This window comes from Nocardia sp. NPDC056564 (genome assembly GCF_042793755.1).
GTDB lineage: Bacteria > Actinomycetota > Actinomycetes > Mycobacteriales > Mycobacteriaceae > Nocardia.
Genome location: NZ_JBHTUR010000004.1, coordinates 516,705 through 541,765 on the forward strand (window position 1 = coordinate 516,705; position 25,061 = coordinate 541,765).

The window sequence follows — 25,061 nt, forward strand, 5'->3', positions numbered from 1 at the left end:
CGGTTCGACCACCCCCACCAGCATGCTGGTCTTGCCGACCCCGGTACCGGAGACGTGCGTGTGTTGGCAGCATCATAGGGCCGTAGGTCGAATTCGATCACGATACGACCGACGAATCCTGGATGGCCAAGTCGTGACCTGCATCGCGAGCTTACGGGATCAGACGATACGGATCAGGATCTCGGAGTGCCCGGCGCGGATCACATCCCCGTCGGCGAGCTGCCAGTCTTGCACGGGAGAACCGTTGACCAGCGTGCCGTTGGTGGAACCCAGATCCGAGAGCATCGCGGTCTGCCCGTCCCAGCGGACCTCGATGTGCCTGCGCGAGACGCCGGTATCGGGCAGCCGGAAGTGCGCGTCCTGGCCGCGGCCGATGATGTTGCTGCCCTCCCGCAACTGGTACGTGCGGCCGCTGCCGTCGTCGAGCTGAAGGGTCGCCGAGTAGCCCGATCCCGCCTGCGGGGCAGCCGGATACGCGGGCGCGGCGCCATAGCCGGGCTGCGCGCCGTAACCGGGCTGCTGCGAGTAGGCCTGGCCGTAACCGCCCTGGTCGTCCTGGCCGTAGGCGCCCGGCTCGGAGTAGGTCTGATCGCCGTAACCGGGCTCCTGGTAGCCCTGCTGGCCGTAGCCCGGCTGGGCATAGCCCTGGCCTTGCTGGCCGTAGCCCGGATCCGCGTAAGCCTGATCGCCGTAGCCTTGCTGGCCGTAGCCCGGCTGCTGGCCGTACCCCGGCTCCTGGTACCCCGGCTGACCGTAAGCGGGTTCCTGGTAACCCGCCTGGCCGTAGGCCGCGGGCTCCTGATAGCCCGGCTGACCATAACCGCGATCGGCATAGCCCTGCTGCGCGCCGTACCCCGGCTCCTGGTAGCCCGGCTGACCGTAGGCCTGGCCACCCTGCTGGTAGTCGTAGCCGTTCTGGTAGTCGCCGTACCCCTGCTGCGGCGCGTCCGGCGCCGGGTAGTCCGCGCCGTAGGGCGCCGCGCCACGACCGTAGTCCTCGCGGTACGCGCCGTTCTGCGCACCACCGCGACCGGCAGGCGGTGGGGCGTACCCGCGGTTGCGTGGATCGGACTCCGCGGGCTCACGGCTCGGGTCATAGCCTGAGTTCTGCGTCATGGGGCCAGCTCCTGGTTGCGGGTTTGCAGGTCGTTGTGGCGTGGGTTCAGGGCCCCGAGCTGCTGTAGCTCCGCGACCGACGTCCGGGTCGACCCGGCCGCTAGCCCTGAACTGTCCGGTGTGCAGCGTAGGGGATGCCTCGAACGCCACGTGTACTTCGCCGTAGGTCTGCCAGCCTTGCTCGCGGATGTAATCCTGCAGGTGTTTGGCGAACGCGCGGGTGGTGAGGTCGTGATCGGCGTCCAACTGCTGGTGATCGGAAGAATTGATAGTGATCACATAACTGTTGGGCGCCAACAGATGTCCGCCGTCGAGCTCTTGGACATGATCGGCAGCCTCGCGCTGCAGCGCCGCCTCCACCTCCTGGGGCACGACGTTGCCGCCGAACACCCTGGCGAACACATCACCGACGGCGCCCTGTAGACGACGCTCGAACCGTGAAACGATGCCCATCTCGGCCTCCCTTCGGTGAGCGTCTCTTCTGCTGATTCGTAACAACGACACACGTGTATGGCGTGTCGCGTATCGAGCACGTTCATTGCATGATATCCACGATCGTCCACACCTGTAACTCTTGGAAAGATCAGCAGGTTCCCGCGCTTGTCCAGCCCCCGCGTCACGGCCCCCCACACACGATTTCGTACTCACGCAGGGTGCGTGATACTGTCTCCGAGTCGCTCGGGCGAGTGGCGGAATGGCAGACGCGCTGGCTTCAGGTGCCAGTGTCCTTCGGGACGTGGGGGTTCAAGTCCCCCTTCGCCCACTTCACTCGGGGAAGCTCGTGCTCGCAAAGAGCGCGAGCTTTTCTCGTTTCGTTCAGTGTTTTGTGGGGGCGGGGCCCCCACACCCCGCCTCGGAGGGGCTTTGCCCCCCGAACCCCCCATTCCTGAGTCGCATACATTTCGATGGCTCTCCTGCGTCGGGGCGTGAGTGCAGGGGGTGTGGTGTCGTGGATTCCTTGGGTACGCGGGATGTTTGGGTGGCTGGTGGGGGATTTGCTTCGGGGGCTGATCTTTCTGTTCTGAAGTAGACGTTGTTATTTCGACGGTGCTGAAGGGGTTATCCGGAGGGGCGGGTGTGTGTCGGAGCACACGGGGGTGGTCAGGCGTGTCGGGTGGGGCGGGGCTACCCATCCGATTGGGGGTTGGTGACGAACGTGCAGTGAGTCTTTGTCCGCTGTCGTTGGTTGTGGACTGTGCCGCTGTCCAGGTGTATGGCATCGGGAGTGGGTGTCGGTGCTGGTCCGGGCCGATGTATCGATCTGGGGGTCGAAAGTATGGCGCTGGGTGGTGGGCGGGGTGTTTTGGGGCGGGTGGCCGTGGTCATGGCGCGGCAGCGGCGGTGGGTGTTCGCGGGGTGGGTGGTGGCGGTGGCGGTGGGGGTGATCGGGCTTCCGCATCTGCTCGGGTCGTTGCTGGCGCCGCCTACCGAGGTCGCGGGGTCGGAATCGCAACGGGCGAGCCGGATTCTGGCGGATGCGCTGCCGACGCTGGGGGACGAGTCGGTGGTCGCGTTGCTGCATTCGGAGCGGCTGCGGGCCGCGGATCCGCCGTTTCGGCAGGCGATCACGGCGGGCATGCGATCGCTCGCGCACGAGGCGGATGTGTCGGGCGTGCTGCTGCTGCCGGTCGCGGGAGACCCGGGGCGGGAGATCGCGCTTCCGGAGACGTTCGAGCCGTGGCGGGCGAGTTTTCACGACGAGCACACGGCCTACATCTATGTGGGCCTGGCCGGCGACGACCGGCATCGACAGCGGCGCGCGCCCGAGTTGCAGGATGTGCTGGTGGACGCCGTGCGGGGTGCGGCGAACGATGAGGTGCAGGGATATGTGCTCAGCGTCTCCGGTTTCGGGCAGATCATCCAGGGTGTCGAGATCACCGACATGATGCACATCGAATTGGTGGCGCTCCCGCTGGCGATCGTGGTGCTGTGGTGGGGGCTGCGCAGACCGGTGGCCGCGCTGGTGCCGATCGTCGTCGCCGGTGCGTCGGTGGTCACCACCCTCGGCATCTTCGCCCTACTGACCGAGGTCTTCACCGTCGACGGCATGCTGCTGGTCGGGGTGAGCGCCCTCGGGCTCGGCATCGGTATCGATTACGCGTTGTTCGTCCAGAATCGATACCGGGAAGAGCTGGCCGACGGCGTGCAGCCGGCGCGGGCGATCGCGACGGCGGTCGCGACCACGGGGCGCACCGTCTTGTATTCGGCGCTGATCCTGTCCTCGGCGTGTATGGCGTTGTTCCTGGTGCGCTGGCATGTCTTCTTACAGATGGCGGTCGGGATGATCGCGGTGGTGGTCGTCGTGTCGATCGCGGTCGTCACGTTGCTGCCCGCGGTGCTGGTCACGGTCACGCCGGTGCTCGACCGGCAGTGGCCGCGCCGGGCCGAAACCGGCGCGGGCGAGCGGCTTTCGCGCTGGGCGGAGCATTTGATGCGGCATCCGTGGCCGTATGCGCTGGCCGTGATCGCGATGCTGATCTGTGCCGCGATACCGGCGGGCACGATGCGGACCGGAATCGACCTCGAGCGGGGTGCGCTGGCCGGCACCGCCTACCTCACCGGCTTCCAGCTCAGCGAGCGGGACGTGCCGAGCGCGACCGGGGTGCTCGCGCTCGCGCTGCGCCGGTCCGCGACGACTCCGCTGCCCGACGTGCAGGCCTTTGTCGCCGCGCTGCGCGCGGATCCTGGTGTCGACGCGATCGCCACGATCGATGACGGAGACGGCGTCACGGCCCTGCTGATCTTGACGAAGTTCCCCATCGACTCGCCGGGACTTCCGGATCTGGTGGGGCGCATCCGAACCCAGATCGTTCCGGCCGCGGCACCGCCCGGTGTCTCGGTGCTGGTCGGCGGGCCGGGCGGACATGTCGCGGACATCGTCGCCGAGACCTCGGCCAAGTTGTGGTGGGTGATCGGGTGCGTGCTGACGCTGTTGTTCGTGCTACTGGTCGCGGTGCTCCGCAGTCTGGTGCTGCCGGTGAAGGCGATCGCGATGGCGCTGCTGGCGGCGGGCGCCGCGTACGGGCTCACGGTTCTGGTTTTCCAGCGCGACGGACACCCGATCTGGGCGCAGGTGCCGTTGGTCGCTTTCGCGCTGCTGTTCGGTCTCTCCACGGACTACGAGTTGTTTCTGGTGCGGCGGATTCAGGAGGAGTATCAGCGCACCGGGGACAACCGCCGATCGGTGGTCGTCGGGTTGCAGAGCACGGCGCGGCCGATCTCGCTGGCCGCGGTCATTCTCGCGGTGGGCTACGGCAGCCTGCTGGTGTCGAGCCTGAACGGCTTGCGGCAGCTGGGTTTTGCCGTGGCAGTGGGCCTGCTGATCGACGCGACGCTGATCCGCCTCGTGCTGGTGCCCGCGCTGATGCAGATCCTGGGCCGGTGGAACTGGTGGTTTCCCGGCCGCCGGGATATCCCCATGCTGTGCATAACCGACGATATCCCCAAGGTGTGCACAACCGTGAAATCCGCCCAATAGGCGTTATTTTCGGTTGATCCGCATCGGTGAACGCCGGTGTTCTCAATTGATGAAACAAGGCCGCGGAGGGAACTGCCATGCGTTTTCACATCGGACATTTCGGATAGCGGTACGAGTCGGAAAGGTCTCGGGCGGAAGTTAATTGGAAACGGTTCTGATGAGCGTTGTTGGTGGTCACCGGATTTAAATGGGATCTTCCTCGCGTTTCGCGTTGGATTATCGAAATGTTCATCTACGATTGCGGCGGCTCACACCGGAGTGGTCACTTCGCTACTGCCTGCATTCGTCGGGATTTGGTGCCGCTGCTCCCGGTTACGGCTTGTCATGCACCTCTCCCTCAGCTGAAGGATCAGGTATGAACATGTTCAAAACACGGCACCGCCGATATGGGCGGGCAACGATGTTGGCCGCGGGTGCCGCGGCCGTGATTCAAGTGGCGGCCGTCGGTTTCGCCGCGGCCTGCCCGTGCGCCTCCGATGACTATGTCCCGATTCAGCCCGCGCTGACTCCGCCGGCCATGCCCGCCGACGATCAGGTGTTTCTCAATCCGCCGCGCGAAGTGGTCGCGGCGAAGCAGCCGGGCGAGATCATCGCCGCGCGCGAAGTGCGTCCCGCGTTCCAGTCGATCGTGCAGCCCGACGTCGACGCCTGGCAGCTGTCCTACCGCTCGAACAACAGCCGGGACGAGCCGATCGCCGCGGTGACCACGGTGATGAAGCCGCGGGGCAAGGCCCCGACGAACCTGGTGTCGGTGCAGATCCCGGAGGACGCGGTCGCGGCGCACTGCGCGCCGTCGTACACCAGCCAGGTGCTGGCGCTGCCGCCGAACTACGCGGGCACGATGGGCCCCAATTTCATGCTCCCCATGGCGCTTTACGCGGTCACCAAGGGCTGGGCCGTGTCCATCCCGGACCACGAAGGCCTGCTCTCCGCCTTCGCCGCCGGCCCGCTGGCCGGCCGGATCACCCTGGACGGCATCCGCGCGGCGGAGAACTTCAAGCCGATGGAACTGCGCCAGGGCCGCGACACGAAGGTCGGCCTGTGGGGCGACTCGGGCGGCTCGATTCCGACCATGCACGCCGCCGAACAGCGCGCCACCTACGCGCCGGACGTGAACCTGGTCGGCACGGTCTCCGGCTCCACCGCCTCGGACCTGCGCGACCTGGTCGATTACCAGAACAACGGGCCGGCCGCCGGCACCGTGTTCGCCGGCATCATCGGGCTGACCCGGGAATACCCGGAATTGCAGCAGTATGTCGATCAGCACATCAACCCGCTCGGTCAGGGATTGCGTTCGGTGCACAGCAATGTGTGTCAGGGCTGGTCGGTAATGAGCTTCCCGAACCTGAACATCAAAGGCCTGTTCGATACGCCGGACATGACCCGCGAGCAGGTGCCGAGTAAGTATTTGGACATGGTCAAGATGGGAAATACGACGCCCGACCGGCCGACGTATATCTTCCAGTCGATGGGTGACTGGGTAATGCCCGCGTACGCGACCGACCGACTGGTGGACACCTACTGCCAGAACGGTGGCGATATCACGTACCGGCGCATCCAGATCGGCGAATCCTATTCGCAGGCGTTCCTGTCGGTGCCGGGTACCTATCAGTGGCTGCAAGAGCGGTTCGACGGTGTTCCGGCGGGCGGCGGCTGCAATAGGCAGGACCTCATGGCGATTTCGAAGGACGATTCGCCCGAGATGAACGAGTGGGTGTCGATCGTCGGTCCGGAGCTGACCGCGGCCGCGGCCAAGCCCGCCTAGTAATCGGACAGGTCAGACAGGCGCAATCACCGAAAGAAGGCCCGGTCCACCAGGACCGGGCCTTCGCGCTATGCGGGGGCGGTCACTACGCATCGCGTGCCCCGGTAAATCGTCGGCATGCAGCGATTGCAGTGCGTACACAGCGACTCGCTCGCCGCGTCGACGCGCATCCGGTTGACCAGATCCGGGTCGTGCAGCAGCGCGCGGGCCATCGCGACGAACTCGAACCCGTGCGCCATCGCCGTGTCGACGGCCGCGCGCGAGGCGATGCCGCCGAGCAGCACCAGCGGGAGCGCGAGTTCGGCGCGAAAGCGCAACGCCTGGTCGAGCAGGTAGGTCTCGTGGTACGGGTAGCTGCGCAGGAATCGCCTGCCCGCCAGGCGAATACCCGCGCGCTGCGGCTGCGGGAACGAATCGGCGAACTCGCGCAGCGGCACGTCGCCGCGGAACAGATACATCGGATTGCGCAGCGAGCTGCCGACGGTGAGTTCCAGCGCGTCGAGGGTGCCGTCCTGCGCCAGCCACCGTGCGACGGTGAGGCTTTCGGCGCCGCCGAACCCGCCGCGCACGCCGTCGTCCATGTTGAACTTCGCCAGCACGGCGATCTCGCCGCCGACCTCCTGGCGCACCGCGTCCGCGGTCCGGCGGGCCAGTTCGGCGCGCTGCCGCAGGGTGCCGCCGTACTCGTCCGAGCGTTTGTTCAACGCGGGGCTGAGGAACGAGCTGATCAGATAGTTGTGCCCGAAATGCAGTTCGACGGCGTCGAATCCGGCCTCGACCGCCAGCCGGGCGGCGCGGGCGTGCGCCGTGATGATCCGCTGGATGTCATCGATCGTCGCCGCCTGGGTGAGCCGCAGGCTGATCGGGCTGAACTGCCTGCTCGGCGCGAGCGCGGGCGCCCGATTGGAGGCCGCGTTCGCCACCGGGCCGGCATGACCCAGCTGCGCCGACACCGCGCCGCCTTCGGCGTGCACCGCGTCGGTGAGCCTGCGCAGTCCGGGCACCGCCTCGGGGCGCATCCAGATCTGGTGCCGGTCGGTCCGGCCCTCGGGCGCGACCGCGCAGTACGCGACCGTGGTCAGCCCGGCCCCGCCCGCGGCGACCGCCCGATGGAACTCGATCAGCTCGTCGGTGACCAGGGCGTCCGGCGTGCGGCCCTCGAACGTCGCGGCCTTGATGATCCGGTTGCGCAGCTGAACCGGTCCGAGCCGGGCCGGTTGGAACGCGTCGTTGGGCATCTGCTCAGACTAGAACGTGTTCCAGTTCGACGTTCCGGAATCGAGATGCCGGAAGTGTCTTGACTCACAATGAGAACCTGTTCTAATTCATGGCATGCGCAGATATGACGGCCGCCGGGTGGTGGTGACGGGAGCAGGCTCCGGCATCGGGCAGGGCATCGCCCTTCGCCTGCTGGACGAGGGGGCCCAGCTGGTCGCCGCCGACATCGACGAGCCGGGGCTGGCGGCCACGGCGGAAAAGGCGGGCGAGGCCGCCGATCGATTGCGGACGGTCGCGGTGAACGTCGCGGACCCGGAGTCGGTGCGCGCGGCGACCGAGACCGCGCTCGATTTCCTCGGCGGGCTCGACGTGCTGGTGAACGGCGCGGGCATCCTGCGCCCGGCCCGCACGCACGAGATGCCGCTGGACGCCTGGAATCAGGTGATCGGGGTGAACCTGACCGGCACCTTCCTGGTGACCCAGGCCGCGCTGCCCGCGCTGGTGGAATCGGGCCACGGCGTCGTGGTGAACATCTCCTCGACCGCGGCGTTCAGCGCCGCGCCCTACCTCGCGGCGTACGCGGCGTCGAAGGGCGGGGTCAACGCGTTCACCCACGCGATCGCGCTGGAATACGCCAAGCAGGGGCTGCGCGCGGTGAACATCGTGCCCGCGGGCATCACCAGCGGGATCACCACGAAATCGATCCGGGACCAGCCGGAGGGCTTCGATCCCAAGCTGTTCGCCCGGATGACCGGCTGGCTCAACGGGGGCGCGCTCGGCAGCCCGGAGGACATCGCGGGTGTGGTCGCGATGGTCGCCTCGGACGACGGTCGCTATATGACCGGCACCGAGATCAGGATCGACGGCGGCGCGTTGATGTAAGTCGCTACGCGCGGGTGGCGATCAGCAGATGATGCGGGATCGGCGGATTCGGCAGCTGCTCCGGTGTCACGGTGCAGCCCGACTTCGCCAGCGCCGCAACGACGTCGGCGACCGGGCGCAGCGTGAAGCCATACGGCGTGAACGGCAGCTTCGCCATGGTGTCCGGGTCGCCGATGCCGATCACCGCCCGCCCGCCGGGGCGGATCACCCGGGCGAGCTCGGCGCAGACCGCGTCCAGATCCGGCACGAAGTAGAGGGTGTTGACCGTGACCGCGGCGTCGAGGCTGGCGTCGGCCAGCGGCAGCGCGGCGAGCGAACCCGCCGCGAGTCGCAGTCGGCCCGAGGCGGTTTCGCGCCGGTGCGCGGAGCGAGCGCGCGCGAGCATGTCGGCGGAGAGCTCGATGCCGTGCACGACGCCGTCCGCGCCGACCCGGTCCAGCAGCAGGGAAAGTCCTGCGCCACCGCCGAATCCGAGGTCGGCCGCGGTCTGGCCGGCATCCACCCCGGCGGCCGTCACCGCGGCCTCGATGGCGCGCCGGTTACTGCGGTTGAGCATGAACGCCACGCCCTTGCCGAGCACGCCGTGCGGATTGCCGAGCTGGCCGGCCAGGGTGGCCAGCACGCGGGCGCGCACACCGTTCATGACGCCAGCGTAGGCGAATGATTTGGATCATTGCCGTTTCGAATACTGTCCCGATGGCGTTCGGTTCGGTTCGATCGAATGCTGTGCCGCCGACCCGAAAGAGCGTTATGCGCGTTCCGCTGATCCTGCTCGCCGCCTGTTCGACCGCGTTGCTGACCGCGGGCCCCGCCTCGGCGACCGGATCGTGGGGTCCGCTGGCACCGCCGAATCCGGATCTCGGGCCGCCGGGCACCTCGACGATGCACGGGGACGCGGGCTCGTCGGACGCGACTCCGCTGGCCGGGCCCCGCGCGGGCGCGCCGGTCTCGGCATATCCACTGGCCGCGGCCTGCCCGACGTTGCTGGCGGGGTCGGACCATCTGGTGGTCGCGTTGTGCACGGCGATCGTCGGGCAGGCGCCGGTCGTGCAGCTGATCGATCCCGCGTCGCCGGGGCCGGTCGGATCGTCGCTGGCCGCGCTGCCGCTGGCCAAGGGCAGCCTGCTCGGTGGCGTGTACGCGTACCTGGACAACAACGACAGGCTCGTCGTCGTGGACGGCGGCAATCGATTGCTGCGCGTCGGGCATGCCAGGGATGCGACGGGGAAGTGGCGGCTGACGAGCGAGCAGGTGACGGACCTGTCGGCGGTGATTCCGGTGGGGGACAACGTGACCGGGCTGGTGCCGGACTGGGCGGGCAATATCTGGTTCGCCACCGGAAAGGGCGTCGTCGGTCTGGTCGCGCCGTCGGGCGCGGCGGTCACCGTGACGTTGCCCGCCGATGAGCAAGTGGCGAACAGCATTTCGGCGGCGCCGAGCGGACGGATCGCGGTCGCGACCACGCATGCGCTGTATGAACTGCGGGCCGATTCCGCGGGCAGGCCGGCGGTGCTCTGGCGCGCGCCGTACGCACGTGGCTCGGCGCGTAAACCCGGACAGCTCAGCTGGGGTACCGGATCGACGCCCACCTACTTCGGCCCGACGACCGGCGCGGACTACCTGACCATCGTCGACAACGCCGACGGACAGGTCAACGCGCTGGTATTCCGTTCCGGAACCGGACAATTGGTGTGCTCGCAGCCGGTGCTGACGAAGGGCGGTGCGGGGAGCGAGAACTCACCGATCGGCATCGGGCGTTCGCTGTTCGTCGCGAGTACCTACGGCTATCCGTATCCCGCGGTGCCTGCGGACGCCGGGCCCGCGGTGCCGCCGACCGCGTCGTTCACCGGCGGCATGACCCGGGTCGACGTGGACGATAACGGATGTCACACGGTGTGGGAGAACACGGTGCGCAGTGCCGCCGTTCCGCATCTGTCCACCGCCGACGGGGCGGTGTACACCGTGACCCGGATCGGCGCGGAGGTGACCACGCCGTTGGACGGCTACGCGTTCACCACGGTCGACCCGGACACCGGCGCGGTCACGGCGAGCAGTCCGTTGCCCGGCACCATCGTCGACGATCCGTTGCAGACCTCGCCGTTGATCACGCAGGGGCGTCAGGTGTTGCAGGGCACGATCACCGGGATTCTGCGCGTCGGTTGAGCGTGCGCACCCGCGCCGGCGCCGCCTGTGGATACCCGTGTTGCACAGGGGAGTTCGCGGTTTGTGCACATCCCCGCAGTAGGTGAGCGCACCTGTGGATAAAGCTGTGTGCTGCTCGAGCGGCATCGATCGGCACCACCTGCGTTTCCCCGCCTCCTGGGCGCGATATTACGCCGCAGGGGGTTTGGCGTCGACGGCGCGCGGCTGTGGATGATGCTGTGGGTTGTTTCGGGATGGCCGAATGCCGTTCACCTTCGCGTTGCCTGCCTGAGCTCGAGCGTTGCGCCGCAATCGACTCCGAACCGCCTGGCTGATGCCTGTGCATGACCGTCCCCATGGGTGGGGACAACGGTGCGGGAAAGCGGTTGGGGGAGTGCTGCGCTTGGGGATGGGGCGGCGATACCCAGGTGTGGACATCGATCGGGTCGGTCGTCGGCGGTGCGGAGGGGTGTGGACGGTGTGCGTCCTGTCCACAGTGGTGCATCGTTGCCTGCCCCCAGCCTGTGGACGGGCGTGATCCAGGGGGCGTGACCCCGTCGAGCCCCAGTTGTGCGCCTTTCGGCGTGTTGTACCGGTGTGTCTTGTTTGGGGAAAGCTTGCCGCAGTGCCGATTTCGCCGCATTCGCCGGTTCCGCGGGGGCGGTGAGGCGAAGATCACACCTCCGCTCGAGGTTGCGGCCGTGGTGCTGAACCGGCGCCGCCGAGGCGCTCGATCAGCCGCCTTTTCGCGTCTGGTTATTCCTGATCTTGACAAGACGCATGCATGTCCACGGCCGGTTCAACCGGGTATGTGTCGTGTTAATTACGCTGTAAACAAACCTATGGTCGCTTTCTGTTCATCCGGTGTCCAGCTAACTCGGTTTTCTCGGACGAATCAGCAGGTCGCTGCCCCTGCGTGCCTGCCATGGAGGTGTCTATGTCGAGGGCGCAGCTAATCGTTCGAACAAAGTTTGTACCGCTACTAAGCGGATACAGACAGACCTGCGGATTCGTACGATCGAGTACTTGTCGGCTGTTCGAATGACGCGAAAACCGACAGCTGCGAGTTAGCTGGAAGTCTGAAAAACCATGCTCTCACAAGGGTTTGCTGGCGAGCTGCTTTATACGCTTGACACCAGCGGGGAGGGTTGCGTAGGGATAACGATTGTGTAGAGTCGACGGTAACGCTGGCCGCAGCTGAGCACGACTCGCTGCGGCCAGCGGAACTCAAATGGGGGACATCGCAACCGATCCGTGACACGGCGTTGCTGTCCAGTACCCGAACCCACTTCGCTCAGTGTGTGCTCGACGTTGTCTGCCGACCGTCGTCCGGTCCGTCCAGCGCGTCCGCGGCCTTCGCCAGCACCACCCGGCGACCCACGCCGAACACGTACAGCAGGAACAACGCCTCGGCGGTGAACCCGATCGCGATGCGCACCGGGGCGGGCAGACCGCTCGGCGTCACGAAACCCTCGATGCAGCCACACACCAGCAGCACCCCGACCAACCCGAGCGCGATGGTCGCGGTCGCCCGCCCGTGCCGCGCCACCGCTTCCAGGCGACTCAGCCGGCCGGGATCGATGAGCGTCCAGCCGAGTTTCAGCCCGGCCCCGCCCGCGACGAAGATGGCGGTCAGCTCCAGCGTTCCGTGCGGCAGGATGAAACCGAAGAACGAGTCCAGCCGCCCCGCGTCGGCCATCAGCCCGGCCGAGACGCCGAGATTGAGCGCGTTCATGAACAGCAGATACACCGCAGGCAGGATCAGCACCCCGGTGAACAGCGCGATCGCCGTGACCCAGGCATTGTTGGTCCACACCTGCGCGGCGAACGCGCCTTGCGGATGCTCGGAGTAGTAGGACTCGAACGCCCCGCCCCGCTCGGTCAGGCCGCCGGTGTCTGCCGGAATGCCCAGAACCGTACGCGCGGAATCGAATCGGGCCACCCAGACGGCCAGCCCGGCGGATACCAGCAGGAACGCCGCGGCCACCCCCGCCCACCAGGGCCAGCTCCGGTACAGCGCGGCCGGGAAGCGGTGGGTGAAGAACCGGCCGATCTCCGACCAGGTGTCGCCCCGGCCGCCGAGCACCCGCCCGCGCGCCCTGGCCAGCAGCGCGCTCAATCCGGCGATCAGCTCCGGGTCCGGGCTGTGCGACTGCAACCGGGCCAGCTGCTGGGACGTGCGCCGGTACAGCGTGACGAGTTCGTCCGCCTCGGCACCGGTGAGCCTGCTCCGTTTGGCCAGATAGTCCAGCCGCTCCCAGGCCCTCCGGTGTGCGTAGCTGTACGCGTCGACATCCACAGGCTTGCCTCCCACTACCGCCGGTCGGAAGAATGCTATCGACATGGCTGAATTCACCACCGGCGAAGCGGTCGCGCTAGAGCTGCCGATCGCCAGGATCCCCACCCGGGCCACCGCGTTCCTCGTCGACGTGGTGGTGCAGACCATGCTGGCCACGGCGCTGTTCGTGCTGACCGTCAGCGTGCTGCTGCCCAGCCGGGCGGACACCGCCTGGCTGGACGTGGCCGTGCTGGTCACCATCGTGGGGGTGCTGGTCGGCTACCCGGTGATCTGCGAAACCGTATGGCGCGGACGCACGTTGGGCAAGTTGCTGCTCGGGCTGCGGGTGGTGCGCGCGGACGGCGGCCCGATCGACTTCCGGCACGCGCTCACCCGCGGGCTGGCCGGAGCGATCGTCGACTTCTGGATGCTCGGCGCGTTCGGCGCGGTCGCGGTGCTGACCTCGATGTGCTCGCCGAACGCGCGCCGGGTCGGCGACGTGCTGGCCGGCACGGTGGTGGTGCACGCGCAGCGGTCGCTGCCGCTGCCGTTGCTCGCGGTCGCGCCGCCGTGGCTGGCGGGCTGGGCCGCGCCGCTGCCGCTGGCCATGTTGCCGGACGACCTGGCGCTCGCGGTCCGGCAGTACCTGAGCCGGTTCCGGACCCTCACGCCGGTGGTGCAGCACGAGCTGGGCAGCGCGCTGGTCGGCGCGGTGTGCGCGCGCCTGCAGGTGCCGGTGCCCGGCGGGTATCCGCCGTTGCAGGTGCTCGGCGCGGTGATCGCCGAGCGGCAGCGCCGGGCGCTGCCGCCGCCGATGTTCCCGGTGTTCGGTCCGATGCCGCTGCCGGTCGGCCGATAGTTACCGGTTGGCCGCGACGTAGTCGTCGATCTCGCGCAGGAACGCGTCCAGCCGGGCCGGGGTGATCCACGCGGCGCGGAACGAGTTCTTCGCCAGGGTCACCAGCTGATCGATGTCGAGGCCCGCGTGTTCGGCGAGCGCGACGTAGTTGTCCGCTGCGTACGCGCCGAAGTAGGCGGGGTCGTCGCTGTTGATCGTCACGGCGAGCCCGCGGTTCAGCAGCGCGACGATCTCGTCGGACTTCATCAGGGTGGTGACGAACGAATTCGACACCGGACAGCAGGTCAGTCCGATGCCCCTGCCCTTGGCCAGCTCGACCAGGCGGTCGTCCTCGACGATGTTGGTGCCGTGGTCGAGCCGGTCGACGCCGATATCCTCCAGGGCCTGCCGGATGTGCTCGATCGAGTCCGGCTGGTCGATGTCGCAGTGCATGGTGAGCAGGAAACCCTCGCGGCGGGCACGAGCGAACACCGCGGCGAACTTGCTCGGCGGGTTGCCGCGCTCGTCCGAGTCGAGCCCGACACCGACGATCCAGTCGCGGTAGGGCAGCGCCTCCAGCAGGGTCGCCATCGCGTACTCCGCGGAGTAGTCGCGCAGGAAGCAGAGGATCAGCTCGGCGGAGATGCCGAACTCACGCCGCGCCCGCACGATCGCCGAGCGGTACCCGTCGATCACGGTGGCGAACGGGACGCCGCGGCCGGTGTGCGCCTGCGGGTCGAAGAACATCTCGACGTGCCGGACGCCCTGAGCGTGCGCCCTGGTCAGGTAGTCGAAGGCGAGATCGTGGAAGTCCGCGGGTTCCAGCAGCACCCGCATGGCGGGGTAGTAGACCTGGAGGAACGAGGTCAGGTCATGGAATTGATAGGTCTGCTTGACCTCGTCGACCGTCCGCTCCGGCAGTTCGATGCCGTTGCGCTTGGCCAGCGCGAACTTCAGCTCCGGTTCCAGCGTCCCCTCCAGGTGCAGGTGCAGCTCGGCCTTGGGCAGCCCACGGACAAACGCGGCGAGATCAGACATGGTCTCCATGATGCTCCGGGCGGGCCGGATCGCTACATCGTGCCGGACTGCTTGCGTTCCAGGTATTCGTCGGCGAGCGCTTCGGCGAGGTGCTCGGGGGAGGCGGCGACCACCGCGATTCCCCTGCGGCGCAACGACTCCTGCACCAGGGCGCGTTCGGCGAGGATGGACTCGGCGGCGGCCGCGGGGTAGAGGTCGGCGCGGGTGTCGCGCTTGGTGGCGGCCGCGGCGACGTCGGGGTCGGTGACCGAGACGATCAGCACGCGATGGCGCTGGGCGAGGGTCGGCAGCACCGGGAGCAGGTTCTCCTGCACCGCGGCGCCGTCGAGACTGGTGAACCAGACGACCAGGCTGCGCCTGCGGGTGCGTTGGACGGCGGCGCGCACCAGGCCCGCGCTGTCGGTGTCGACCAGGGCCGGGGTGATGCCGGCCAGCGCGTGCATCAGCTGGAGCTGCAAGCCTTTTCCGCTGATCCCGCGCACCTCGGCGCGCGGCTCCCGGTCGTAGGCGAGCAGGTCGACCGAGTCGCCCGCGGCGGCGGCGAGCCCGCCGAGCAGCAGCGCGGCCTCGATGCTCGCGTCCAGGCGGGTGCCGTCGCCGACCCGGCCCGCGCTGATCCGGCCGGTGTCGAGCAGCATCAGCAGGTGCCGGTGCCGTTCCGGGCGCCAGGTGCGCACCAGCACATCGGTGGCGCGGGCGGTGGCGCGCCAGTCGATGCCGCGCACGTCGTCGCCCGCGACGTACTCGCGGTAGGAGTCGAATTCGTCGCCCTGCCCGCGCAGGTTGGCCACGTTGCGGCCCTCGAGTTGTTGCAGCCGTTTGACTTTCGAGCGCAGCAGGCGCTCGCTGCGGAACGCGGGCAGCGCGCGCACCCGGGCCGGGACGTCGCGGCGGGTCTGCCTGCCCGCCAGGCCGAGCGGCCCGATCAGGCGGATGGTCACCTGACCTGCCACCCGGTCGCCGCGCTGGGCCGGGGTCAGCGTGGTGCGCAAGCGCACCAGCGTGGCGGGGTCCAGATCCAGTGTGTGCGTGCGGTTCCCGGTGCGGGCGCTGTCCGGCCAGTCGTCCCACACGGTGCCGCGCAGCGTGCGCGGGCCGTTGTTCACCGCGACCAGTTCCACCTCGGTGGTCCGGCCCAGCCGGACCGTGGTCAGCGGCGCCCTGGACAGCGCGAGGTCGCGGGCCCGCCCGGCCGCGACGAGGTCGGCGAGCAGCGCGGCGGCCAGCACGCCGGTCGCGAGCAGCACGCCCGGCAGCGACGGAACGACGAAGGTGACGAGCAGCGCGAGCACGCCCGCCGCGGCGGCCAGCCGACCGGTGACGACCACGGACTACACCGGAACCGGGACCGAGAGCAGCAGCGACGACATGACACCCTCGGTGGTCACGCCATCCAGCTCCGCCTCCGGCCGCAGCTGCAGCCGATGCCGGAGCACCGTGACGGCAAGGGCTTTGACGTCGTCCGGGGTGACGAACGCGCGCCCGTTCAGCCAGGCGAACGCGCGCGCGGCGGCCATCAGGGCGGTGGCGCCGCGGGTGGACGCGCCGTGCTGCACGGCGGGGGACATGCGGGTCGCGCGGCACACGTCGACCATGTAGGCGAGCACCTCCGGCGCGATCGTCACCTTGGCGATCGCGGCCCGGCCGGCCAGGATGTGCGCGGGCCCGGCGACCGGGCGCAGGCCGGCCGCGGCCAGGTCGCGCGGATCGAAGCCGGCGGCGTGCCGTTGCAGGATGCGGAATTCGTCGTCGCGGCCGGGCAATTGGACGTCGACCTTGAACAGGAATCGGTCCAGCTGCGCCTCCGGCAGCGGATAGGTGCCCTCCTGCTCGATCGGGTTCTGGGTGGCGATCACCACGAACGGATCGGGCAGCGGCCGCGGCTGCCCGTCCACCGAAACCTGGCGCTCCTCCATGGATTCCAGCAGCGCGGACTGGGTTTTCGGGGGCGTGCGGTTGATTTCGTCGGCCAGCAGCAGGTTGGTGAACACCGGGCCGTGCCGGAAGGTGAACTCGGCCGAATGCGGGTCGTAGATCTGCGAGCCGGTGACGTCGCCGGGCATCAGGTCCGGGGTGAACTGCACCCGGGCGTGGTCCAGGTCGAGTGCCGTCGCCAAGGCCCGCACGAGCAGCGTCTTCGCCACGCCCGGAACGCCTTCCAGCAGCACATGACCGCGGCACAGCAGCGCCAGCACCAGGTACATGATCGCGGCGTCGTTGCCCACCACCGCCTTGCCGATCTCGGTGCGCAGCGCCGCGAACGCCGCCGCCGCCTCCTCGGCGCCGGGGGTGTGGTTGGTGTCGTCCTTGGTGGGGATGGTCATCCGACCTCCAGTGTCATGCGGGGGTTCCCGCGCGCCGTCGAGGGAAAGCGTGCTGCGCGTTGGTGTCTCATCCGAGCTCCGCCTCGATCCAGTCGAGCTGGGTGGCCACGAGCTCCAGCGTCTCGGCGTCCGGCACCGGCCCGAACAGGGCGCGGCCGATCTGGTCCGGATCCTGGCGGGTGCGCGCCGCCACGGTGGCGATCAGCCGGTCCGGCGGGGTGTCCGCGGTCATGCCGAGCGGCGGGCGGATCCGGCGCAGGGTGGCGGCGCGCAGCTTGTTCGCGACGTGCTCGTGGTCCTTCGAGCGCCGGTACAGCGCCGCCTGCCCGGCGAGCAACTCGTTCGCCGCGACCTCGACCGGCCGCGGTTCGCGCACCAGCGCGCCGCGCCGGCGCGCCCGCCACCACACCACCAGGGCGGCGGCGATCAGGAATTGCAGGCCGCCGTAGAACACCGGGGCGGGCAGCCGATCCCAGATGGCGTCGTCGCCGGTGCCGAAGCCGGAACCGCCGGAATCGCGGGGTGGTCTGGTGCGCGGGAGGTCCGGCGGTTGCTGCGGGGTCGGCGCGTTCGGCGCGCCGCAGGACTGGAGGGAGGCGTAGAGCAGGAGCAGCAGTACGGCCAGACCGGCCACGGCGGCCCAGAACTTGGGGTTGCGCAACAGATCCGGCAGCGGCGGCAGTTTCCGGCGGACGCGCGGTGGTTTCTCGGTGGCGGTGACCTCGGTCGGTTCGAGGGCGGGCGGCGGCGCCGCGGCGGAGAACCGGTCGGCGTATTCGAGCCTGCGGTATTCGTCCTCGGTGGCGCGGCGGCCGCCGTAGACGACCTCGTCGAAACTGTGTGCCGCGGGCTGGAATTCGGCGACGGTCTCCAGCGGGAGGGCGGTCGTCACGTCGTCGGCGGTCTCGCGCGCGGTGCGCGACCGGCGCACCTCGAGCACGCCACGCTGCTCGAGTCCGCGTAGCACGGCGCGGAAGCGTTCGCGCAGCGCGCGGTCGAAATCGCGGTGCCGGGCGGCGTTTTCGGCGGCCGCGCGGTGGTCGGCGGCGGCGCCGAGCCGCGGCGGGGCCGGAATGTCGCTCGGCGCTTCGTCGTACTCGCTCATCGCATCGCCTGCCCCGGGACGTGAATGTCCAATCCCTCACGGCGGCAGCGGCGATCGACGTAGGACACCACCCTGGTCGAGGCCTCGACGACCTCGCCGAACCCGACCACCAGCAGCACCCCGCCGGTCAGCAGCACGATCACCGGCCACCGATGGGTGCCGGAGAAATCCGAGAGATACCAGGGAATCCCGAGCAGCGGCACGGCCAGCAGCGCCAGCAGGCAGCGCTGCACGAACCACAGCCCGGCGGTCTGCCATTCCGCGCCGACGGCGAGCAGTTTCGATCGAGCGACGGCCGCCCGATGCGGGGCCCGTTCGACGAGCATGACCGGGACCGCGACGAATCGCTTGGCCCGCAGCCAGCCGAGCCAGGCCACGCCGAACGGGACGGTGATGATCAGCGGAGCGGACAGCGCGAGCACGCTCAATCCGACCAGGGTGTAGAGGAATTGGAAGAGCAGCAGCGGTCCGGCGGCGGCGCGGGCCCGGCGCACGGCCGTGCGCGCGTCGATCGGCGCGCCCGACACGCTCGCCAGCCCGATCGCGACGGTCGTTCCGCGCAACGCGAACCGCAACAGCCATCCGCAGGCCAGTGTCGACAGGACCGCCGCCCACCCGGTGGCGGCATCGGAACCGCCGGTCAGCTCGGAGATTCCGGCGGTGACCGCGACGACCGCCAGTTCGGCGGCGACCAGCGCGGACCCGCTCGTCCAGGCCAGCGCGCGCAGGTTCGCCTGGATCAGCGCGAACGGCACGTCCAGCAGTTCGCGGAAGGTCATCGGACGGATCGGCACCGTCGTTCCAGGGGACCCTGGTACCGGATCGCTCCCCGCCCCGACGGCACCGGCCGGGTCGGCGGCTGGTAGCACGGGCCGAGTCTAGTCCAGCAGTCGTGCCACGACCTGACGGTAGCGCGCCGGGTCGATCTGCGGCAGGCCGAGCAGGGCGCGCAGGTACACGCCGTCGCCGACCAGCCGGATGAGGTCGGCCCGCACGGGATCGTCGACCTCCTTGTCCAGCCCGTCCGACCAGGAGTCCATCATCTCCATCAGCGCCTGCTGCACCTCGTCGACCTCGGTGTCGGCCGCGGCGTCGATGGTGCGCATGGTCGCCAGCATCGAGCGGTAGAGCTCGAGTTCCACCGCCTCGACGGCGTTGTCCGGGTTCGGCGTCTGCAGGTACCAGCTCGCCACCGACTGGCCGCGTTCCAGGTGCTCGTCCAGCTGCTGGCCCGCGCGGTCGGTGAGCCTGCGGACCAGCCCGGCGAGCAGCGCGTCCTTGCTCTTGAAGTGATAGAGCAGTCCGCCCTTGGAGACGCCTGCCTGCGCCGCGACGCTCTCCAGCGTCACGTGCGACATGCCTTTTTCCAGGAGCAGGGATTCGAGGGCGTCCAGGATTCGGTCGCGGGTGTTGGCCGTCACCAGCGGAACTATACCGGCTGGACGGTAATGTCTGATACTGTACCGTCCGGACGGTAAGAAGAGATGTGCGACGAAAGTCGAGAAAGCCAATGACCACACACACCGCGAAGAACCCCCGGCTTACCGGGCCGAACGTCGAGACCCCGCCCCGCGCCACTGCGCGCGACTGGGCGGGTCTGGCCGTGCTCGCGCTCGCGCTGTTGCTGCTGGCCGTCGACGCGACGGTGCTCGACCTGGCCGTGCCCGCGATCAGCGCGGATCTGGCGCCGACCACGCCGCAACTGCTGTGGATCATCGACGTCTACTCGTTCGTGCTGGCCGGCCTGCTGGTGATGATGGGCAACCTCGGCGACCGGATCGGGCGGCGCAGGCTGCTGCTGATCGGCGCGGCCGGGTTCGGCATCGCGTCGGTGCTCGCGGCCTGGGCCGTCTCGCCGGAAATGCTGATCGGCGCGCGCGTGCTGCAAGGCGTCGCCGGTGCGACGCTGATGCCCGCGACGCTCGGCCTGATCCGCTCGATGTTCCTCGATCCGCGCCAGCGCACCGTCGCCATCGCGGTGTGGAGCGCGATGGCGGGCGGCGGCGCCGCGGCCGGACCGCTGCTCGGCGGCTGGCTGCTCGAGCACTACTGGTGGGGCTCGGTGTTCCTGGTGAACCTGCCGGTCATGCTCGTGCTGATCGCCCTCGGCCCGTTCCTCGTGCCGGAATCGCGAGATCCGAACCCGGGTCGTTTCGACCTGCCGAGCGCCGGGCTGTCCATGCTCGCGCTGGTGCCGATCGTGTACGCGATCAAGGAGTCGGCGGCGCACGGGCTCAGCCTGACCTCGGGCGTGATCGGCGTGGTCGGTGTGCTGGCCGGCGTGGTGTTCGTGCGCAGGCAGCGCACCCTGGACAACCCGATGCTGGACCTGAAGTTGTTCGCGCTGCCCAGGTTCCGCACCGCGGTGATCACCAACCTGCTCGCCGTGTTCGCGCTGGCCGGTGTGCTGTTCTTCGGCTCGCAGTATCTCCAGCTGGTGCTCGGCCACTCGCCGATGGAAGCCGGACTGCTCCTGCTGCCCGGCCTGGCCGCCAGCGTGCTCGCCTCGCTCGCCGCGGCATGGCTGGTGCAGCGGGTCCGGCCCGGTGCGGTGCTCGGCAGCGCGCTGACCGTCGCCGCGTTCGGTTCCGCGCTGTTCCTCTGGCTCGGACCGGATGCCGCGGGCAGCACCACGCCGTTCATCCTCGGGTTCCTCTTCATCGGCGCGGGCGTCGGTGTGGCGCTGACGGTTTCGTCGGACCTGGTGGTCAGCTCGGCGCCGGTCGAGCGGGCCGGCGCGGCCGCGGCGGTGTCGGAGACCGCCTACGAGACCGGCATCGCGCTGGGCGTGGCCATCCTCGGCAGCGTGGTCATGGCCATCTTCCGCAACGGGCTCGACCTGACCCACGTGCCCGGCGACCAGGTGGGCGTCGCGTCGGAATCCCTCGGCGCGGCAACCGGGTTCGCGCGCCGGCTGCCGGAGGCGGTATCGGGTGAATTCCTCACCTCGGTGCACACGGCGTTCGTTTCCGGCATCCACTTCGCCGCGATCGGCACGGCCTCGATCCTGCTGATCGCCGCGGTGGTGGCGTTCCGGTTGCGCGCGGCGCGCCCGTAGCAGCGGTCGACTCGTGCCCCGCTCCGTCTCGCCGGAGCGGGGCACCGCTCCTTTTACGTGGAAAGTCCGTCGCTGTGCCTGCCGCCAGATCGGTGGTCGCGATCGGCCCGCGATCCGGCGCTGCGCGGCCGCGCGAGCTGGGTGGGGGTGAGGCGGCCCCGGAGGGTGACGGACTCGCCGAGCAGCCAGTGCTCGGTCTCGGCCGGGTCCGCGGCGGCGATGGTGTTGGCGGAGGCGAGGAGCAGGTCGTCCTGTTTGGCGAGTTCGCACAGGCGGGCGGCCTCGTTGACCGCGTCGCCGATGACGGTGAACTCGTAGCGCTGCCTGGCGCCGACATTGCCCGCGACCACCCGGCCCGCGGCGACGCCGATGGCGGCGATGAAGTCGTTGGCGGTCGTGTCGAGCCGCCGCCGGATCGCCCTGGCACAGGCCAGGGCCGCGCCGGAGGCATCGGAAAGGGCGGCGGGCGTGCCGAATACGGCCAGCGCGGCATCGCCCTCGAACTTGTTGAGCAGCCCGCCGTGCGCCTCGACCTCGTCGACCACGATGTCGAAGAACCGGTTCAGGATGGCCACCATCTCGGCGGCGGGCACGGTCGCGGCCATGGTGGTCGAGCCGACGATGTCCACGAACAGCGCCGCCGCCTCGGTCTCCACGCCGCCGAGCGACGGGTTGCCCGCCAGCGCCGCGTCGGCGACCTCGCGGCCGACGTGCTTGCCGAACAGGTCCCGGATCTGTTCGCGCTCGCGCAGCCCCTCCACCATGTGGTTGAACCCGCTTTGCAGCTCACCCAGCTCGGTGCCGTCGTACACGGTGATGTTCACCCGCAGATCGCCGTCCTCCACCTGCCGCAGCGCGCGGCGCACACCGCGGATGGGCGCGATGGTCGCGGCGACCGTCTGCATCATCAGCAGCAGGCCGAACATCAGGGTGGCGCCGCCCAGCGACAGCACGCACACCGCGAGCCGGGCCGTGCTCACCGACGAATCGACCAGTGCCCACACCGCGACGATCATGGACAACGCCACCGGCACGCCCGTGCCCAGCGTCCAGGCGATCAGCGAACGGGCGAACACGCCCATCCCGCGCCTGCGCCGCGACGGCGCGGCATCGAGCACCCGCGCGGTCACCGCCCGCAGCGCGAATTCGGCGATCAGGTAGCTGTTGGCGCACACCACGATGGCGCTGAACCCGATGCCGAGCAGGATCTTCGGAATCAGCGCGGGCTCGACCACGCCGTAGAGCGGCGTCAGCACGGCCGCGCCGGCGAACCACAGCACCGCCTGCCGCATCACCAGCCTGCGCGGCACCGCGGTGGCGGCGATCTGCTCGGCCTCGTTCGGCACCTGGTCCGGATCGGTCGCCCAGCGCAACGCGCGCAGCCCGCTGACCGTGCCCCACCACATGCCGATCAGCAAGGCCAGCGCCGAGTAGGCCGGCGTCGCGATGACATCGAGCAGCAGCAGCTCCCTGGTGAACACCGTCGGACCGGGCAGCACGAAGCCGATCAGTGCGAAGGTGACCGCCATCCCGGCCAGGTTCGCGGCCACCAGCGGCACGGTGAGCAGCAGCTGCACCCGCAGCCTGCGCATCCCCGACGATTCGTCCGCCGGCCCGAGCAGCCGCGACCCGAAGGCGGCTGTCGAAACGTCACTGTGGGCCATGGGAGGAAAGCCTAGGCCGGACCATCCGCGAAGAGCCGGACCCGACGTCCAGGATCGGCCGAGCGCCGCCACGATCGGGCGGGTCCGCAGTTCGGCGCGGGCGCAGAGACGGTCCACCGGGCCGTTCGGTCGTGCGCGCCCGGCGGGCGGGCGGCGCTGGGCGAGTTCGTGGCGGATCGGGCAGCGCGGTAGGGCGACGCCACCCCCGTGCGTCGCCGACATCGTGCGGGCCCGGTTCGCTCGAACGCGTCGCATGGCCCCCACGGTAGGCAATCAGCGCCCGCGCGGCAGTTCCCGCTGTTCGCGGCCGGGCAGCCCGGACTGCCGGCGGCCGCCGAGTTCGTCCTGCCGTGCGCTGGGCAGGCCGTACGCCTGGTCGCCGGAACCGTCCGGCAGCGCCGGATAGCGCGGGTCCGGCTGCCCGTAGTCCGCGTCGACCACGGTGGCCGCGAGGTGCTGGGCGCGCAGCGCCTCCGGTGACCCCGGTGCCAGCTGATACCCGGCAGGCGCGGACGAGTCCTGGGTGTCGATGGTGACCTTGCGGGTGCGCTTGAGCGTGAAGGTGATCTCCTCGACCTCTTCGAACGCCTGCCTCGCCGTGCGCAGCGGGTGCGTGGCGTTGTCGATCGCGTTGGCCACGAACGACGGGACCAGCGGGCGGATCAACCTGGCCGCGGTGTCGGTGAACGGCACCGTGCCGATCAGCGGGAGTTCCAGCCCGCCACCGGTCTTGGGCAACCGGGCGGGCCCGCCGGTGTTCGGTGCGAGCGCCCGCGCGGTGACGGGCGCCGGTAGGTTCGGGAATCCTTCGGCAGACACGGAGTTGTCCTTTCGATCGTCAGCCGGTGCGGCTGGTAGTTCGGGGCGGCGCGGCGGTTCGCTGATGCCGATCTCCAGCCCGCCGATGGCCGCGACGATGCGGGTGCGCTGCCGCTCCCGGTCGATGGCGGCGTCCGCCTCGGCCGCGAGGCGGGCGGCGGTGAGTTCCTGGTCGGCGCGCAGGGCCGCGGCCGCGGCGCGGGTCTCGGCCCGTTTGATCGCGATCGCCGCGTCGGCCTCGTGCTCGGCCCGATCCTGGACATCCAGGAACGCGGTGCGCCGGTCGAACGAGGTCTGGCCGCGCCACCAGCGCAGCAGCAGGGGCAACAGGGCGAGGGCGATCAGCGCGACGATGGTCAGGATGCGCAGCGGCATGGCGCCGCTGTGCCGGGTGGTGTAGTCGTTCATCGCCTGCCAGCGCGCGCCGAGGCCGCGGTCGGCGGCGCCGAAGGCGGCCGATTCGGCTGCGGTGACGGCCCTTTCGTCGTCGGCGATGCGCTGCTCCAGCGGCTCGACCCGGCCCTGCGCCGTGGCCAGCTGCTTGCGCGCGTCGTCGAGCATGTCGTTGGCGACCTGCGCTTCCGGTCCGCGCCCTGGCACCCTGGTGATCGGCAGCTGCGCGCATTCCGGGCTCGGGCTGAGTTCGCAGCGGGCGATCGCCAGCGCGCGGTCGACCTCGGCCTGCGCCGTGGCGATCGCCCGGTCCAGCCCGGTCCGGTCGGCGCGCGCCTGGTCCAGCGCGGCGCGCGCGGTGACCACCTGGGGTGCGGAAGCGACTGAGCGCTGGGCTCTTTCGTCCAGGGTCCGGTCGACGCTGCCGCCGAAGACGACGATCCCGGCCAGCTCGGCGACCAGCCCGCCGGCCAGCACCGCCAGCGCGATCCGGCCGAGCAGGCCGAGCCGGTCGGGCCCGCCGCCGGGGCGCACGGTGGCCAGCGCCCGCGCGATCGCACCCGCGAGCACCGCGACGAGCAGGGCCACCAGGATGATCGCGAGCACCGCCCAGCTGCCGGTCGCGGCCAGCGCGAGCACGGTGATCAGGCCGGACACGATCGCGAACAGCAGCACCGCCGCGCCGGTGAGGGCGTAGCTGGTGTGTTCGTGGCGGTAGGCGACTTCGCTGTGCTGACCCCCGCCGAGCCAGGTGAACAATCCGGAGAGGGTCATGGGAACTCACATCCTCTTGGTCCCAGGGGATTTCGCGGGCTCAACCGTCACGGTTTCGTGGTCACAGCGTGACAGGACTGTCCCCGACACACCGAGTGGCAGCGGACGTATGTGGCCAGGCTCACAAAACCGCCGCTGTGGTGCGGGTACGTGGCCGCGGAAGCGGTCT

The 25,061-nt window shown here is 69.6% G+C and carries 18 protein-coding genes and 1 tRNA gene; 7 read left to right on the top strand and 12 right to left on the bottom strand.

What is annotated here, in order from left to right:
- Window positions 1-159 precede the first annotated feature (159 nt).
- Window positions 160-1,569, bottom strand: coding sequence for an FhaA domain-containing protein (locus ACFQ9K_RS13715; protein WP_378724962.1), 1,410 nt, complete (start codon window positions 1,567-1,569; stop codon window positions 160-162).
- 227 nt (window positions 1,570-1,796) lie between these two features.
- On the opposite strand from ACFQ9K_RS13715, the gene ACFQ9K_RS13720 reads away from it, so the two are divergent.
- The 3 genes from ACFQ9K_RS13720 (at window position 1,797) to ACFQ9K_RS13730 (ending at window position 6,359) form a co-directional block, all read left to right on the top strand.
- A tRNA-Leu gene (locus ACFQ9K_RS13720) sits at window positions 1,797-1,879 on the top strand.
- Window positions 1,880-2,392: 513 nt separating this feature from the next.
- On the top strand, window positions 2,393-4,594 hold the full coding sequence (locus ACFQ9K_RS13725) for an MMPL family transporter (protein ID WP_378724967.1): 2,202 nt from the start codon (window positions 2,393-2,395) through the stop codon (window positions 4,592-4,594).
- 355 nt (window positions 4,595-4,949) lie between these two features.
- Window positions 4,950-6,359 carry a lipase family protein gene (locus ACFQ9K_RS13730; protein ID WP_378724969.1) on the top strand — a complete coding sequence of 470 codons (1,410 nt, stop codon included), beginning with the start codon at window positions 4,950-4,952 and terminating at the stop codon, window positions 6,357-6,359.
- Window positions 6,360-6,427: 68 nt separating this feature from the next.
- Here the strand turns inward: ACFQ9K_RS13730 and ACFQ9K_RS13735 are convergent, their stop codons facing one another.
- A complete protein-coding gene (locus ACFQ9K_RS13735; RefSeq protein ID WP_378724971.1) occupies window positions 6,428-7,597 on the bottom strand; it encodes an NADH:flavin oxidoreductase in 1,170 nt (389 codons plus the stop codon).
- Window positions 7,598-7,691: 94 nt separating this feature from the next.
- Here ACFQ9K_RS13735 and ACFQ9K_RS13740 point away from each other — a divergent pair, with 94 nt between their 5' ends.
- The gene (locus ACFQ9K_RS13740) at window positions 7,692-8,459 is read left to right on the top strand and encodes an SDR family NAD(P)-dependent oxidoreductase (protein ID WP_378724973.1); all 768 of its coding nucleotides are present in this window, start codon (window positions 7,692-7,694) and stop codon (window positions 8,457-8,459) included.
- A gap of 4 nt (window positions 8,460-8,463) precedes the next feature.
- Here the strand turns inward: ACFQ9K_RS13740 and ACFQ9K_RS13745 are convergent, their stop codons facing one another.
- Window positions 8,464-9,102, bottom strand: coding sequence for a class I SAM-dependent methyltransferase (locus tag ACFQ9K_RS13745; RefSeq protein ID WP_378724975.1), 639 nt, complete (start codon window positions 9,100-9,102; stop codon window positions 8,464-8,466).
- Window positions 9,103-9,209: 107 nt separating this feature from the next.
- Here ACFQ9K_RS13745 and ACFQ9K_RS13750 point away from each other — a divergent pair, with 107 nt between their 5' ends.
- Entirely contained in the window at window positions 9,210-10,622 is a 1,413-nt protein-coding gene (locus tag ACFQ9K_RS13750) for a hypothetical protein (protein ID WP_378724977.1), read from the top strand.
- Between the two features lie 1,273 nt (window positions 10,623-11,895).
- On the opposite strand, the gene ACFQ9K_RS13755 is transcribed toward ACFQ9K_RS13750, so the two are convergent.
- On the bottom strand, window positions 11,896-12,900 hold the full coding sequence (locus tag ACFQ9K_RS13755) for a stage II sporulation protein M (protein ID WP_378719254.1): 1,005 nt from the start codon (window positions 12,898-12,900) through the stop codon (window positions 11,896-11,898).
- Window positions 12,901-12,943: 43 nt separating this feature from the next.
- Here ACFQ9K_RS13755 and ACFQ9K_RS13760 point away from each other — a divergent pair, with 43 nt between their 5' ends.
- A complete protein-coding gene (locus ACFQ9K_RS13760) occupies window positions 12,944-13,738 on the top strand; it encodes an RDD family protein (RefSeq protein WP_378719256.1) in 795 nt (264 codons plus the stop codon).
- Here the strand turns inward: ACFQ9K_RS13760 and add are convergent, their stop codons facing one another.
- From add to ACFQ9K_RS13790, 6 genes are all read right to left on the bottom strand, one after another.
- Window positions 13,739-14,755 carry an adenosine deaminase gene (gene add, locus ACFQ9K_RS13765; RefSeq protein WP_378719258.1) on the bottom strand — a complete coding sequence of 339 codons (1,017 nt, stop codon included), beginning with the start codon at window positions 14,753-14,755 and terminating at the stop codon, window positions 13,739-13,741.
- 32 nt (window positions 14,756-14,787) lie between these two features.
- Window positions 14,788-16,083: a DUF58 domain-containing protein gene (locus tag ACFQ9K_RS13770; protein WP_378719260.1), complete on the bottom strand. Its 1,296-nt coding sequence runs from the start codon at window positions 16,081-16,083 to the stop codon at window positions 14,788-14,790.
- Window positions 16,084-16,086: 3 nt separating this feature from the next.
- On the bottom strand, window positions 16,087-17,079 hold the full coding sequence (locus tag ACFQ9K_RS13775) for an AAA family ATPase (protein ID WP_378719262.1): 993 nt from the start codon (window positions 17,077-17,079) through the stop codon (window positions 16,087-16,089).
- A gap of 67 nt (window positions 17,080-17,146) precedes the next feature.
- Window positions 17,147-18,184: a DUF4129 domain-containing protein gene (locus ACFQ9K_RS13780; RefSeq protein ID WP_378719264.1), complete on the bottom strand. Its 1,038-nt coding sequence runs from the start codon at window positions 18,182-18,184 to the stop codon at window positions 17,147-17,149.
- Entirely contained in the window at window positions 18,181-18,978 is a 798-nt protein-coding gene (locus ACFQ9K_RS13785; RefSeq protein ID WP_378719266.1) for a hypothetical protein, read from the bottom strand. The genes ACFQ9K_RS13780 and ACFQ9K_RS13785 overlap by 4 nt, the downstream gene beginning before the upstream one ends.
- A gap of 84 nt (window positions 18,979-19,062) precedes the next feature.
- Window positions 19,063-19,605 carry a TetR/AcrR family transcriptional regulator gene (locus tag ACFQ9K_RS13790; RefSeq protein ID WP_378719269.1) on the bottom strand — a complete coding sequence of 181 codons (543 nt, stop codon included), beginning with the start codon at window positions 19,603-19,605 and terminating at the stop codon, window positions 19,063-19,065.
- Between the two features lie 89 nt (window positions 19,606-19,694).
- On the opposite strand from ACFQ9K_RS13790, the gene ACFQ9K_RS13795 reads away from it, so the two are divergent.
- On the top strand, window positions 19,695-21,242 hold the full coding sequence (locus ACFQ9K_RS13795) for an MFS transporter (protein ID WP_378719271.1): 1,548 nt from the start codon (window positions 19,695-19,697) through the stop codon (window positions 21,240-21,242).
- Between the two features lie 53 nt (window positions 21,243-21,295).
- Here the strand turns inward: ACFQ9K_RS13795 and ACFQ9K_RS13800 are convergent, their stop codons facing one another.
- Both ACFQ9K_RS13800 and ACFQ9K_RS13805 read right to left on the bottom strand, forming a co-directional pair.
- On the bottom strand, window positions 21,296-22,906 hold the full coding sequence (locus ACFQ9K_RS13800) for an adenylate/guanylate cyclase domain-containing protein (protein WP_378719274.1): 1,611 nt from the start codon (window positions 22,904-22,906) through the stop codon (window positions 21,296-21,298).
- A 273-nt stretch (window positions 22,907-23,179) separates the two neighbouring features.
- On the bottom strand, window positions 23,180-24,892 hold the full coding sequence (locus ACFQ9K_RS13805) for a DUF4407 domain-containing protein (RefSeq protein WP_378719276.1): 1,713 nt from the start codon (window positions 24,890-24,892) through the stop codon (window positions 23,180-23,182).
- Window positions 24,893-25,061: the final 169 nt, after the last annotated feature.

Excerpts from the sequence above, each read along its gene's own strand:
- ACFQ9K_RS13715 (WP_378724962.1), bottom strand. The coding sequence starts at position 1,569 with ATGGGCATCGTTTCACGGTTCGAGCGTCGTCTACAGGGCGCCGTCGGT.
- ACFQ9K_RS13725 (WP_378724967.1), top strand. The coding sequence starts at position 2,393 with ATGGCGCTGGGTGGTGGGCGGGGTGTTTTGGGGCGGGTGGCCGTGGTC.
- ACFQ9K_RS13730 (WP_378724969.1), top strand. The coding sequence starts at position 4,950 with ATGAACATGTTCAAAACACGGCACCGCCGATATGGGCGGGCAACGATG.
- ACFQ9K_RS13735 (WP_378724971.1), bottom strand. The coding sequence starts at position 7,597 with ATGCCCAACGACGCGTTCCAACCGGCCCGGCTCGGACCGGTTCAGCTG.
- ACFQ9K_RS13740 (WP_378724973.1), top strand. The coding sequence starts at position 7,692 with ATGCGCAGATATGACGGCCGCCGGGTGGTGGTGACGGGAGCAGGCTCC.
- ACFQ9K_RS13745 (WP_378724975.1), bottom strand. The coding sequence starts at position 9,102 with ATGAACGGTGTGCGCGCCCGCGTGCTGGCCACCCTGGCCGGCCAGCTC.
- ACFQ9K_RS13750 (WP_378724977.1), top strand. The coding sequence starts at position 9,210 with ATGCGCGTTCCGCTGATCCTGCTCGCCGCCTGTTCGACCGCGTTGCTG.
- ACFQ9K_RS13760 (WP_378719256.1), top strand. The coding sequence starts at position 12,944 with ATGGCTGAATTCACCACCGGCGAAGCGGTCGCGCTAGAGCTGCCGATC.
- add (WP_378719258.1), bottom strand. The coding sequence starts at position 14,755 with ATGTCTGATCTCGCCGCGTTTGTCCGTGGGCTGCCCAAGGCCGAGCTG.
- ACFQ9K_RS13775 (WP_378719262.1), bottom strand. The coding sequence starts at position 17,079 with ATGACCATCCCCACCAAGGACGACACCAACCACACCCCCGGCGCCGAG.
- ACFQ9K_RS13780 (WP_378719264.1), bottom strand. The coding sequence starts at position 18,184 with ATGAGCGAGTACGACGAAGCGCCGAGCGACATTCCGGCCCCGCCGCGG.
- ACFQ9K_RS13795 (WP_378719271.1), top strand. The coding sequence starts at position 19,695 with ATGACCACACACACCGCGAAGAACCCCCGGCTTACCGGGCCGAACGTC.
- ACFQ9K_RS13800 (WP_378719274.1), bottom strand. The coding sequence starts at position 22,906 with ATGGCCCACAGTGACGTTTCGACAGCCGCCTTCGGGTCGCGGCTGCTC.
- ACFQ9K_RS13805 (WP_378719276.1), bottom strand. The coding sequence starts at position 24,892 with ATGACCCTCTCCGGATTGTTCACCTGGCTCGGCGGGGGTCAGCACAGC.